The 12849-nt window shown below is 41.4% G+C and carries 9 protein-coding genes; 7 read left to right on the top strand and 2 right to left on the bottom strand.

The genetic code is table 11. The features are described from left to right. Positions 1-58: 58 nt before the first annotated feature. The gene (gene mfd / locus THMIRH_RS06540; protein ID WP_173291328.1) at positions 59-3553 is read right to left on the bottom strand and encodes a transcription-repair coupling factor; all 3495 of its coding nucleotides are present in this window, start codon (positions 3551-3553) and stop codon (positions 59-61) included. A 93-nt stretch (positions 3554-3646) separates the two neighbouring features. On the opposite strand from mfd, the gene THMIRH_RS06545 reads away from it, so the two are divergent. The 6 genes from THMIRH_RS06545 to THMIRH_RS06570 all read left to right on the top strand — a co-directional run bounded on the left by THMIRH_RS06545 (position 3647) and on the right by THMIRH_RS06570 (position 11006). Then, entirely contained in the window at positions 3647-4861 is a 1215-nt protein-coding gene (locus tag THMIRH_RS06545; protein WP_173291329.1) for a hypothetical protein, read from the top strand. Between the two features lie 177 nt (positions 4862-5038). Further along, positions 5039-6355 carry an NAD(P)/FAD-dependent oxidoreductase gene (locus THMIRH_RS06550; protein WP_173291330.1) on the top strand — a complete coding sequence of 439 codons (1317 nt, stop codon included), beginning with the start codon at positions 5039-5041 and terminating at the stop codon, positions 6353-6355. A 101-nt stretch (positions 6356-6456) separates the two neighbouring features. Then, positions 6457-7086: a trimeric intracellular cation channel family protein gene (locus THMIRH_RS06555; protein WP_173291331.1), complete on the top strand. Its 630-nt coding sequence runs from the start codon at positions 6457-6459 to the stop codon at positions 7084-7086. 11 nt (positions 7087-7097) lie between these two features. Next, on the top strand, positions 7098-8348 hold the full coding sequence (locus THMIRH_RS06560; protein WP_173291332.1) for a lipoprotein-releasing ABC transporter permease subunit: 1251 nt from the start codon (positions 7098-7100) through the stop codon (positions 8346-8348). Then, positions 8341-9033 carry a lipoprotein-releasing ABC transporter ATP-binding protein LolD gene (gene lolD / locus THMIRH_RS06565; protein ID WP_173291333.1) on the top strand — a complete coding sequence of 231 codons (693 nt, stop codon included), beginning with the start codon at positions 8341-8343 and terminating at the stop codon, positions 9031-9033. The genes THMIRH_RS06560 and lolD overlap by 8 nt, the downstream gene beginning before the upstream one ends. Before the next feature lie 38 nt (positions 9034-9071). Then, a complete protein-coding gene (locus tag THMIRH_RS06570; protein WP_173291334.1) occupies positions 9072-11006 on the top strand; it encodes an ATP-binding cassette domain-containing protein in 1935 nt (644 codons plus the stop codon). A gap of 55 nt (positions 11007-11061) precedes the next feature. Here the strand turns inward: THMIRH_RS06570 and THMIRH_RS06575 are convergent, their stop codons facing one another. Then, a complete protein-coding gene (locus THMIRH_RS06575; protein WP_173291335.1) occupies positions 11062-11265 on the bottom strand; it encodes a YgaP family membrane protein in 204 nt (67 codons plus the stop codon). Positions 11266-11466: 201 nt separating this feature from the next. Between THMIRH_RS06575 and tig the strand changes: the two genes are divergently transcribed. Further along, positions 11467-12774 carry a trigger factor gene (gene tig, locus THMIRH_RS06580; protein ID WP_173291336.1) on the top strand — a complete coding sequence of 436 codons (1308 nt, stop codon included), beginning with the start codon at positions 11467-11469 and terminating at the stop codon, positions 12772-12774. Positions 12775-12849: the final 75 nt, after the last annotated feature.

The following is a 12849-nucleotide window of genomic DNA, read 5'->3' on the forward strand; positions in this document are numbered from 1 at the left end:
AATCGATTCATCTTTAACTTGAAATTCTCTTTAAGTGAGCTTTATTTAAAGCTCAAAATTATGAACGCACCCTAATACTTTCAACAATCACTTCGAGCGCCTGAATGCGTTGTTCAATATTAGGCATTGTAGCGAAATATTTCAGTTCGGTTTGACCTTTTAGTTGGTAGTGTTTAGGAGCATTTTGAATCAGTTTAATCAAAGACAAAGCATCTAGGCTAGGTTGTGGACCAAACTGGATGCGAATCATGCTGTCATTGGCTTCAACTTTTTGAAAATTCATGGGGTCGATTAACAGCTTGACCTGGGTGACTGCAAATAAGTGTTTGACTTGATCGGGCAATAAACCAAAACGGTCAATCATTTCGACCTCTAATTCTCGTAAAGCATTCTCGTCATTGGCACTGGCAATACGCTTGTAAAAAACCAAACGCGTGTGAATATCTGGCAGATAATCCTCTGGAATTAACGCGGGAACGCCCAAATTCACTTCACATCCTTGATGTAAAGAAGTACTCAGCTCTGGGCGTTTGCCAGATTTTAAAGCTCTCACGGCTCTATCAAGTAGTTCAGAGTAAAGGGTGAAACCAATTTCTTGGATTTGACCTGACTGGCCATCTCCCAGCAATTCTCCCGCACCTCGAATTTCCAAATCGTGACTGGCCAACATAAAGCCCGCCCCAAGGGTGTCGTGTTTGGCGATGGCGGTTAATCGCTTTTCGGCATCTTTGGTCAACAAAACCTTTGCAGGTGTAAACAAATACGCATAGGCTTTGTGATGCGAGCGTCCCACGCGACCACGCAATTGATGTAATTGTGCCAAACCAAACTTATCAGCACGATGAATAAGAATGGTATTTGCGGTCGGAATGTCGATCCCCGTTTCAATGATGGTGGTACAAACCAATATTTGAAATTTACGGTGATAAAAGTTTTCCATTACCTGCTCAAGTTCTCGTTCATGCATTTGGCCATGCGCAGAGGCAACTTTGGCTTCTGGTAGCAGAGCTTGCATTTCTTCGGTCATGGCTTCTATTTTGGCAACATCATTAAACAGTAAATAAATTTGACCACCACGGCGAATTTCACGCAAACAGGCCTCACGCACCACATCTGGATTCCATTCTTGCACAAAGGTTTGTACAGCAAGGCGTTTCGCAGGCGCTGTGGCAATAATGGATAAATCACGCAAATCATTCATGGCCATATTAAGCGTTCTAGGAATTGGCGTTGCGGTCATGGTGAGCACATCAATTTCGGCACGCATCTTTTTGAGTTGTTCTTTTTGACGCACCCCAAAACGATGTTCTTCATCAATAATAATCAAGCCTAAGTTGCCAAAAGCCATATCTTTTTGAATCAGCTTGTGTGTCCCGATAACAATATCCACCTGATTATTTTTGACCGCCTCTAAAATATCTTTTTGTTCTTTGGCGGTTTGAAAACGAGAAAGCCCTTCAACTCGAATTGGCCAGTCTGCAAAGCGGTTTCTAAAGTTTTCTAGGTGTTGCTGAGAAAGCAGGGTGGTTGGCACCAATACCGCAACTTGTTTACCCGCATAAGCGGCGGTAAAAGCGGCTCTCATGGCCACCTCTGTTTTACCAAAGCCAACATCGCCGCACACCAAACGATCCATGGGTTTATCGGAGTGCATATCTTGCAATACGGCTTCAATGGCAGCTTCTTGATCAGGCGTTTCTTCAAAGGGAAAGCCATTTTTAAAACGCGCATAGGCTTCTTCGTTAGATTCAAATGCAAAGCCAGATAAAGCAGCTCTTTGTGCATAGATGTCGAGCAATTCGGCAGCAACATCATGGACTTTTTCAGCGGCTTTGCGTTTGGCTTTTTCCCACTTATCAGAACCTAACTTATGCAAAGGAGCAGTTTCTGCACTGGCACCTGTGTATCGACTGACCAGGTGCAAAGAAGTAACAGGCACAAACAATTTGTCTTCGTTGGCGTATTCAATCATCAGAAACTCTTGTTCTTCTGCTTGAATAACCATTTTTTCTAAACCACGATAACGTCCAACACCATGATCTATATGCACAATTGGGCTACCCATGTCTAGTTCGATGAGGTTGGCAATGGCGGTGTTAAAGTCGCTGTGTTTGGTTTTACGACGGCGCTTTTGCACCACCGTTTTACCCAAAATTTGGCTCTCAGAGATAATACAAAACTCTGGCGTGACTAAAGAGTCTTCTAGAGGACCGACCACAATAGAATATTGAGCTTGCCCATTTTTAGACGGTTTAGACTGTTCAAGTCCTTGGGTAAATTCCAGCCAGCTTTCAATGGGCTTAGGATGATGTTTTTGCTTTTTCAAAAGCCCAATAAGCGTTTCTCTGCGGCCGGTTGACTCAGCACAAAACATCACTCGACCAGAATATTGGTCCAAAAATGCATTGAGTTTGGCCAGTGGATAATCGCTGTGATTTTGAATGGTTAGGTCAGGCAAGGCTTGCAGGTTAAAAAACAAGGTATGCTTTTGTTGCTTAGCTGCTTGCTCGTCTAAAAAAGAAACGCGATGAAATTGTTTAAGGTGTGTCAGGGTTTCCGTTTTATTTAAAACCAAAACCTCTGGCTTTAAAATCGGGTAATCAGGATTGTGCTGCCCGATTTGGTAGCGTTCTTGATAATCCGCATAGTTGGCATCCAACGGGTCTTCAATACTATTGTCATCAAAAAAGACCGTTGTGCTCGGCAAATAATCAAATAAGGTTGCCGTACTCTTGTGGAATAAGGGCAGATAATATTCCAACCCATCTACCATTTGTTTTTGGCTAACGCTTTTGTAAATGTGACTATTGCGAGCATCTTCACCAAACACCGTACGGAAAGCTTGGCGGAATTGTTCAATACCTTGCGGGTTTAAATCATATTCTTTGGCTGGCAATAATTGGATGCGCTCAATTTTTTCTAGCGAACGCTGAGTTTCTGGATCAAAACTGCGAATAGTTTCAATTTCAGTGTCAAACAAATCCAGTCGATAGGGGGTTTTACTGCCCATGGGAAACAAATCAATCAAAGCGCCTCTGACCGCAAATTCACCATGCTCATTCACTTGGCTAACTCTTTGGTAACCACCCACTTCTAGTTGGCTAATAAAAGATTCGATATCCAGCTCTTGTCCGCGATTGAGCAAAAAGGTGTATTGATCAATAAAGCTATGCGGCACGAGGCGCTGCATCAAGCCGGGCAAGGTAATCACTAAAATACCTTTTTGCGTGCTCGGCAATTGATAAAGTGTTTTTAAACGCTGTGAGATAATATCTTGATGAGGTGAAAACTGATCATAAGGCAAGGTTTCCCATTCCGGAAACTGTAGAATAGGCAAACTTTCATCTACAAAGAAAGACAACAATTCAGACATTTGATTGGCTAAAGTGCTGTTTTCAGCCAAATAAATAACCAGGCCTGGTTGTTTTTGAGCCTGATTAATCAGTGAAATGGCTTTTTCAGTCGGTGAGTTTAAGTGCCAATAAGAGCGATGACCTTGCATCAAAATGGCATCTTTGAACAGAATCGGGGTGGTTGCAGATTTTTTAGACATGAGTAACTGGTTTTCTTTCAAAAACCGTATTCTACCCTAAGCGTCGCCTAAGTTTGAGTGTTGCCGTCAGGATTCATAAAAGGAAAACATAAAATGGAAGGTGCTTGGGCATTTAATTGGGTACAAATCTTGAGACATCAGAGTCGCTCAGTTTGGCTATTAGGATTGACCTTAACAGGCTTTGCCTTGTGGGGATGGACTGGTTTTACTAACGATTTATGGCAGCCAGTTGTGTTGGCATTTATTGCGCTTGTTGTGATGAGTTTGCTCAGTATCTATTTATTAGATTCATTCAAATCCGCCGTATTTATTTTTGGCGCCAGTAGCCTATTGTTCATATTATTGATAGGGTTAGGTCTTCTTTTTAATGACAACTATCAAGAATCAACGGCGTTTGGCTGGGTCATTATTTTGATTATGATGATGAGCAATCTCACCCATATCATCACCACCTTACACCGCGAAATGGCGCGCGGCGCTCATCAATATGATGGCATTGCAGAAGCCATTCGAATCAACAGTGGGCCAATTTTCTTGTCTAACACAACCACCTTAGCTGGCTTTTTGATGGTGGGTTGGTTTGATACAACATTTCAAGAGATGGCGCTAACCGTTTTATTGGGTTGGGCTTTAATTACAATTTTGCTGCTGATCTTTTTACCCTGGATTATGATGAACTGGTTATTGGAATTCAGAGTAGGGCATTACCAAGACCGCCACGGTTTTTTATTTATTGCGGATTATTTGCAGAAATCTCCTGTGAGTGCTAAAGCACTCAGTGCTCTGTTAATTGCCTTGTCGGCAGTGGCATTAGGACTATTGGTTTGGGCATTTTCAGACTATCAGGCTCTATTAATGATGTTATTAAGCAGTGGTATTCTACTGGGCATTTTTTGGCAAAATTTAAAGCTTACCTTAGCTGTTTTGGCCGTCAGCGCCTTAGCAGTATTACTGGCATTTGCCATGATGAAGTTGAGCATTGCTTTCGATGAACAAGCACTCTTAATCACCTTAGTCATTCCTTTAGGGATAGTTTTGGATGATGCAATACATTTTTTTAGCCGAATTAGACGAGCTAAACAAGGATTTTATCGTGATGATTTATCCGCAATCCGCTTCACTTTAAGCAGTATTGGGCGCCCAATTTGGAATACAAGCCTGTTACTTTTTGTAGGGTTAACGGTTTTATTAATATTTGGTAACTCTATGATTTATCAGTTAAGTATCTTAACTTTACTTTCGATAGCATTGGCTACCTTTATGGTGCTAGTCTTATTGCCCGCACTTTATATTAGTAAATCCTTATAAGTAAAAATATTATTCCATTCATCAAACTTATTTATGGCAATTATTCATAAAATCTATTTTTAATTTTTGAGTATATACTGCAAGATAGGCGACACAAAAGTTACGGCAATTCATTTATGACTTCAAAATTCTTAAATGATTACCCATTTATAAAAATGCAATAAAGGAAATAATCAGATGGCAACTATTGTTATTGTAGGTTCAAGTACCGGTGGCTTACCCATGGCATACGATGTTCGTAAGCACCTAGGTAAAGAACACACTGTAAAAGTCGTTAACGCGGTAGAAGAATTTAGTTTCGTCCCTTCAAACCCATGGGTTGCAGTGGGCTGGCGTAAACCTGAAGATATTTCTTTCAAACTAGAACCTCACTTAACTCGTAAGGGTGTAGAGTTTTTCAACCAAACAGTCACCAAACTAGATGCAGACAATAACAAGCTAGTTTTAGACGATGGTTCTGAAATGGCTTATGACTACCTAATTTTAGCCACTGGCCCAGCCTTGGCATTCAATGAAGTGCCTGGTTTTGGTCCTAAGAGCCATGGTGGTAACACAGTGTCTGTTTGTACAACGCCTCATGCTGCTGAAGCTTATGAGCAATGGGAAGAATTCTGTCAAAACCCTGGTCCAATCATTATTGGTGCGGTTCAAGGTGCTTCATGTTTCGGTCCAGCATACGAATTTGCCATGATTATGGAAACAGATTTGCGTAAGCGTAAAATTCGTAGCCAAGTACCTATGACTTTTGTGACCGCAGAACCTTATATCGGACATTTAGGTTTGAATGGTGTTGGTGATTCTAAAGGTTTGATGGAAGCTGAAATGCGCGCACGTCACATCAACTGGATTTGTAACGCCAAAACAACCAAAATTGAAGATGGCGTCATGTATGTTGATGAACACAACTCTCGTGGTGATGTGATTGACCAACATGAATTACCTTTCAAATACTCAATGATGTTGCCTGCATTTAAAGGTTCACAGTTCCTAGTTGACTTGGTAGATCCTGATGCTTCAAAAATGGGTGGCCCATTAGTCAACCCACGTGGTTTTGTTAAGGTTGACCAATTTAGCCGTAACCCAACTTACCATAATATTTATGCTTTGGGTGTTGGTATTGCCATTCCGCCTGTTGACACTAAGTGCCCAGTTCCCTGTGGTACGCCAAAAACTGGCTTGATGATTGAGTCAATGGTAACGGCAATTTGTCACAACCTAGAAGCCAACTTGGAAGGCAAAGATCCACACGAAATCCCAACTTGGAACACTGTGTGTCTTGCTGACATGGGCGATACAGGTGCCGCTTTCGTTGCCTTACCTCAAATTCCTCCACGTAACTTAACTTGGGCTAAAAAAGGTAAGTGGGTGCATTTAGCGAAAATTGCGTTTGAGAAATACTTCATCCGCAATATGAAAGCAGGTAACTCTGAGCCAATTTATCAGAAGTACATCATGAAAATGCTAGGCATTACGCGTTTGAAGTCTGATAGTTAATTGAGTCATTATTGACGCTTCTTAAAAGCCCTCTTAAAGAGGGCTTTTTCATTTATAATGCTGCCTCAATTGCCTATTTGGTCTGAGGACTCGCACACATCATGGTTGAAATTTTTTCTGGCTTACACTATCTAGACATTTTGGGAACGATTGTTTTTGCGTTTTCAGGTCTGCTGGCAGCCAGCCGTAAACAACTGGATTTATTTGGCGCTATTGTCATTGCCATGGTGACAGCGATTGGTGGCGGTACCTTGCGAGACTTAATTCTAGACCAACCTATTTTTTGGGTTAAAGACCCTTCTTATATTTACATCATCACTGTCGCAACCATTTTTTTATTTTATTACGCGCGTTTCTATCATGTACCCATGAAATCCTTACTTTTTTTAGACGCCGTTGGACTCGCCGCCTTTACCGTTATTGGTGCTCACAAAGCCATCTTATTGGATTTAGATGATGCCATTATTATTATGACAGCCGTCATGACCGGGGTTGTCGGGGGTGTCATTCGTGATGTACTGGTTGGAGAGGTTCCTTTAATTTTTCGTAAAGAAATCTATGCCACGGCAGCATTTGTGGGCGCAAGTTTAATGTTACTGGGCATGAACTTTGGGCTGTCAATTGAATGGTCTATGTTCATTGCCATGCTGGTAACCTTTGGAATGCGATGGATGGCCATTAAATATAACTTTAGTTTGCCGGTTTTTAAGCCTGTATCGCACCAAGATTAGGAAACGATCTCATGTTCAAACTCCCTTTTGAAACTCTATTAGGTTTTCGCTATACCCGAGCCAAACGCCGCAATGGATTTATTTCTTTTATTTCCTTGTCATCTATGCTCGGCATAGGTTTAGGTGTGGCGGCCTTAATAACCATTATGTCGATTATGAATGGCTTTCAATCGGAATTACGCGACAGAATTCTGGGAATGACAGCCCACATGAACCTGTCTGAATCTAATGACAGACTCACACACTGGCCAGAACTTTACGAGATGGTTAAAAGCATTCCTGAGGTCACCGGTGCAGCGCCCAATATTACAGAGCAGGGCATGTTAACCAATGACCAGCGCGTTAAGGGGGTTATGGTGCGTGGCGTTTTGCCCGAGTACGAGCAGCAGGTCAGTGATGTTGATGGCAAAATGATTGTCGGTAAATTGGCCGACTTAAAAGCCAAAGAATACAGCATTATCTTAGGCGCAGAATTAGCATTAAGTTTAGGTGTTTCTGTGGGTGACAAAGTCACTTTGCTGGCACCCCAAGGCTCGGTTTCCCCCATGGGCATTGTCCCAAGAATCAAACGCTTTACCGTGGTCGGTATGTTTAAAGCGGGCATGTATGAATACGACAGCGGCTTGGCACTGATTCACCTTGAAGATGCCAAAAAAATATTTAAGTATGACGATGAAGTTGGGGTTTTACAGCTGAAACTTCTTGATATGTTCGACTTAGGACGCGTGAGAAATGCCATCGCTCAAAAAGCTGAAAGCACACTTTATATGCGAGATTGGACACAGCAACACGCCAACTTTTTTAAAGCCATCGAGATGGAAAAACGCATGATGTTCATTGTTTTAGCGCTGATTATTATGGTTGCTGCCTTTAATATCGTATCCACCATGGTGATGGTCGTCACCGATAAACAAAAGGACATTGCCGTTCTGCGTACCATTGGGGCATCCCCCATGAGTATTCAACGAATCTTTATTGTGCAGGGCTTGATTATTGGCATCATCGGTTCATTACTAGGTTTAGCAGGTGGTATTAGCTTGGCCTTAAACATTGATGTGATAGTTCCCTTTATAGAACAAATGCTTGGGGTTCATTTCTTCCCAGCAGACATTTACTATATCAGCGCAGTTCCGTCTGAATTGCACTGGGATGATGTGTGGCTAGTTTCAGGTCTGGCATTTGTTCTAACACTACTCGCAACGCTTTATCCAGCATGGCGCGCTTCTAAAACTCAACCTGCGGAGGCATTACGCTATGAGTAATCCAGTTCTTGAAGCTAACAACCTACAAAAAGCCTATCACGATGGCAAGCTATTAACTTCTGTGATTAAACAGGTCGATTTTCAATTAAATGCTAAAGAAAAATTGGCCATCGTCGGGAGCTCCGGTTCAGGTAAAAGTACTTTACTTCATTTATTGGCTGGTTTAGATACGCCCAGTGACGGCAAAGTGTCTTTAATGGGACAGAACTTTTCTGACTTAAACGAAGCCAAGCGTGGCTATTTGCGCAATGAACACTTGGGGTTTGTTTATCAATTCCATTTTTTACTGCCGGAATTAACAGCGCTTGAAAATGCCATGCTACCCTTAAGAGTTCGCCGTACGCCGGCCAAAGTTGCCGAAAAAGAAGCGCGCTTTCTATTAGAGCGCGTGGGATTGGGGCATCGTTTAGAGCACAAACCCAGTGAACTCTCCGGTGGCGAAAGACAGCGTGTTGCCATGGCAAGAGCCTTAATCACCAAACCTGCTTGTATCTTGGCAGATGAACCGACAGGCAACTTGGATGAACACTCGGCACAACAAGTTTTTGAGTTGATGCTAGAACTCAATCAAGAGCTGGAAACCGCTTTATTAATCGTGACGCATGATTTATCTTTGGCAGCCCGCATGGATCGCCAACTTTATTTGCGTGATGGTACTCTGCATGAAATGGCAGCTTCAAACTAAGCTTTTTACCTCAAATTTAACCAGGCCTGCACTTTTTTATGCTCTCAATTCAATCCATTTCTCTTAATGCTGGCATCAAACCCTTATTTGATAAAGCGTCCTTAACCCTACATCCAGGACAAAAAGTGGGTTTGATTGGACAAAATGGCACGGGAAAAACCACCTTATTTAAAGCCATTTTGGGCGAAGCCCACCTGGATAGCGGCAGCATACAAATGCCCACTACCTGGCAAATAGGTCATGTAGAACAAGAAGTACACGCCACAGAAATGCCCGCACTGGACTACGTTACCAGTGGCGATACCCTTTATGCGCAAATCATGGCGGATATCCGTTTAGCTGAACAAACGGATCACCATGATCAATTGGTGCACAGCTATGATGCTTTGGATAAAATTTCTGGTTACCAAGTACCTTTAAAGGCGCAACAGTTATTGTTTGGTTTGGGGTTTAGCGAAAGTGATTTTGCGAAAAAACTACACGAATTTTCAGGGGGTTGGCAGGTTCGTTTAAAACTGGCAAGAGCTTTAATGCAACGCGCAGACTTGCTACTGTTAGATGAACCGACCAACCATTTAGACATTGAAGCCGTCGCATGGTTAATTCAATGGCTTAAGCAATTTGAAGGCGCGGTAATTGTTATTTCGCATGATCGGCATTTTTTAGATGAAGTGGTGCAAGGCATTGCGCACGTTGATCAACAGAAACTATATTTGTACTCAGGTAATTTTGAAGCCTTTGAACGCCAGCGCAATGAACGCTTAATGCAGCAACAAAGTCTGCATGAAAAACAAAAGCTTCAAATGCAGCACTTAAAGTCATTTATTGATCGCTTTAAGGCAAAAGCTTCTAAAGCCAAACAAGCGCAAAGCCGTGTTAAAGCCCTAGAGCGCATGGAAGAAGTTGCCGCTGTACACGCCACCAATCCGTTTCAGTTTGAGTTTTTTGAGCCTGACCATTTGCCAGACCCCATGTTGCAAGCAGAAGGGTTATGCTTTCATTATGGTCAAGATACGGACATTATTCACCAAGCAAAATTTGTCTTGCGAGCAGGCGACCGTATAGGTTTGGTAGGGGTCAATGGTTCTGGTAAGTCAACGCTTTTAAAACTATTAGTGGGCGAACATAAGCCGCAAAGTGGCAAAATCCTAATCAGCAAAGGCGTATCGTTTGGTTATTTTGCGCAGCACCAATTAGAGTCTTTGTATTTGGATTTATCCCCAGTACAACATCTGCTTAAAATCTCTGAAACCATTAGCGACCAAGAAGCGCGAAACTTCTTAGGGCAGTTTGGTTTTTCTAGTGAAAAAGCGCTTGATCCGGTTAAGGTATTTTCTGGAGGCGAAAAGGCGCGCTTGTCTTTAGCCATCATGATTTACCAAAAACCTAACTTGATTATTTTAGATGAACCTACCAACCATTTAGACATGGAAACTCGCGACGCCCTAGACATTGCTTTACAGTCTTTTGACGGTGCCTTAATCTTGGTAACCCATGACCAGCATCTATTAGAAAGTATCGTAGACCAATATTGGTGGGTTCATGATAAGCAAGTCATTCATCATCACGGCGATTTAAATAGTTACTTGCAAGCGCGTTTAAAGCACATTAAACAGATGCAAGCGGCACTCAAAGAAGCTGAAAATTTGACCAGGCCTGGTCAAAATACCCCCACCAAAAAGGCGCAGCGCCAAGAAAATGCCGCACAAAGAAATGCCTTGCGTCAAGCCACCAAACAACAGACTCAAAAGTTGGCTAAAGTTGAAACACACATGGCTCAGGCACAACAAAAACTCGATGCTTTGCATCAAATGCTTGAGGATTCTTCTCTTTATGAAAGCGCACGCTCAGAAGAGTTAAAAAAGCTATTGATCGAAGAAGCGGCATTGAAAACGCAAATTGAACACTTTGAAGAAGATTGGTTGTTATTACAAACAGAAATTGAAGAAATTACCGAACAATTTTTAGGGTGATAAACAAAAAAGGCTGTTTAAAAACAGCCTTTTATATAAGATTTATCAACTGCGCTTATTTAAAAGCTGAACCATGTTGCAAACCAAATTTTTCTAGGATTTTAACCATAGGGCAGAATCCAGTAATACCAGAGAATAATAGGTTAGCGCCAACGAAAGCGGTTAAATAAATCCACTCAGGAGCGTGATAAATACTCAAAAGTGAAGACGCTAAAACCATGGTGCCTGCAGCCAATAAGACAACTTTTTCGATAATCATTTGAAATCCTTTAAAATTCAAAGTGAACGGTCATAAAAAAATAGAATCCAAAAATGATAAATTAATGCATTCATAAAAATAAATTATGGTAATTTTACCATGAGTTGCAAACTACGCAAAATAACTTTTTCTTTTCATAACGAATGTTAGTCAGTATAATCTAGCGTTTATTTTTTAAATCGATGGTATTGAGATTAAATCATGCAAGTAACAGTACAAAAACCAGAGCAAGGCCTTGAGCATAAAATTAGCGTTTCTTTCGCATCAACAAACATTGATTCTGCTGTTGAGAAAAAACTAGCAGAAATGCGTCGTACCGTTCGCATGGATGGCTTCCGTCCAGGAAAAGTACCTTTAAATGTTGTTAAAAAGCGTTATGGCATACAAGTTCGTCAAGAAGTCATGGGCGAAGAAGTTCAAAAATCATTTTATGATGCCCTAGATAAAGAATCTTTAAACATTGCTGGTTATCCTCGTTTTGACGAACTAAACGATCAAGATGGTAATATCACTTACACCGCATCTTTCGAAGTTTACCCAGAAATTACACTTCCAGAGTTTTCTGCCATTAAAGTAGAAAAAGTAACCGCTGCAGTGACTGATGCCGATGTTGACGGCATGGTTACTAAATTGCGTGAACAGCGCCAAGCTTGGAAGCCTGCCAGTGCCGCTAAAAAAGCCAAAAAAGATGAGCAAGTAATCATCGATTTCGTAGGCAAGCTAAATGGTGAAGAGTTTGAAGGCGGAAAAGCTGAGAATGTGCCTTTAGTTCTAGGCAGCGGCCGTATGATTCCTGGCTTTGAAGATGGCATCATTGGCATGAAAAAAGGGGAGGAAAAAACGATTGAAGTGACTTTCCCTGAAAACTACCACGCCGAAAACTTAAAAGGTCAAACAGTCACTTTTGACATCACTGTTCATTCTGTTCAAACTCAAGTTTTACCAGAGTTAGATGAAGAGTTTGTTAAAGCGTTTGGCATTGAAGATGGTAAAGCAGAAACCTTGATTGCTGAAATCAAATCAAACATGGAAAAAGAATTGAAGCGTGCTGTTGAAAATAAAAACCGCACCAATGTTCTAGAAGCACTTTCGCAAGTGGTTGATGTTCAATTACCTAAGTCAATTTTAGATCAAGAAATCAATGCCTTGATGAACCGCGCGGTCCAAAACATGCAGCAACAAGGTATGAAAGCTGAAGATGTTAAAATCTCTGCTTCTGAGTTTACCGAAGAAGCGACGATTCGCGTTAAGCTAGGGTTAATCTTGGGTGACATCATTAAAGCTCACGGTATTCAAGCAACTGAAGAAATGAAAATCGCTTTCATTGAAGATCAAGCGTCTTCTTATGAAGATCCTTCTGAAGTGATTAACTGGTACAAATCTAATCCAAAAGCAATGGCTGAAATCGAGTCTATTGTTGTTGAAAAAGAAATCGCCAATAAAATTTTAGAACAAGCTCAAGTCACTGAAGTTAATAAAACTTTTGATGAAATTGTAAACGCTCGTTAATCTAAAACTTTCATAAAAACTTAACGCTAAGAGGAAACTCTATAATAGATAGCGTTAAGTTTTTTTTTACCTGTC

Source organism: Thiosulfativibrio zosterae (assembly GCF_011398155.1).
GTDB classification, from domain to species: domain Bacteria; phylum Pseudomonadota; class Gammaproteobacteria; order Thiomicrospirales; family Thiomicrospiraceae; genus Thiosulfativibrio; species Thiosulfativibrio zosterae.

What these genes read in the sequence shown, in the direction of transcription:
- THMIRH_RS06575 (WP_173291335.1), bottom strand. Translation starts at nt 11,265, where the DNA reads ATGATTATCGAAAAAGTTGTCTTATTGGCTGCAGGCACCATGGTTTTA.
- THMIRH_RS06555 (WP_173291331.1), top strand. Translation starts at nt 6,457, where the DNA reads ATGGTTGAAATTTTTTCTGGCTTACACTATCTAGACATTTTGGGAACG.
- tig (WP_173291336.1), top strand. Translation starts at nt 11,467, where the DNA reads ATGCAAGTAACAGTACAAAAACCAGAGCAAGGCCTTGAGCATAAAATT.
- THMIRH_RS06550 (WP_173291330.1), top strand. Translation starts at nt 5,039, where the DNA reads ATGGCAACTATTGTTATTGTAGGTTCAAGTACCGGTGGCTTACCCATG.
- mfd (WP_173291328.1), bottom strand. Translation starts at nt 3,553, where the DNA reads ATGTCTAAAAAATCTGCAACCACCCCGATTCTGTTCAAAGATGCCATT.
- THMIRH_RS06545 (WP_173291329.1), top strand. Translation starts at nt 3,647, where the DNA reads ATGGAAGGTGCTTGGGCATTTAATTGGGTACAAATCTTGAGACATCAG.
- lolD (WP_173291333.1), top strand. Translation starts at nt 8,341, where the DNA reads ATGAGTAATCCAGTTCTTGAAGCTAACAACCTACAAAAAGCCTATCAC.
- THMIRH_RS06560 (WP_173291332.1), top strand. Translation starts at nt 7,098, where the DNA reads ATGTTCAAACTCCCTTTTGAAACTCTATTAGGTTTTCGCTATACCCGA.
- THMIRH_RS06570 (WP_173291334.1), top strand. Translation starts at nt 9,072, where the DNA reads ATGCTCTCAATTCAATCCATTTCTCTTAATGCTGGCATCAAACCCTTA.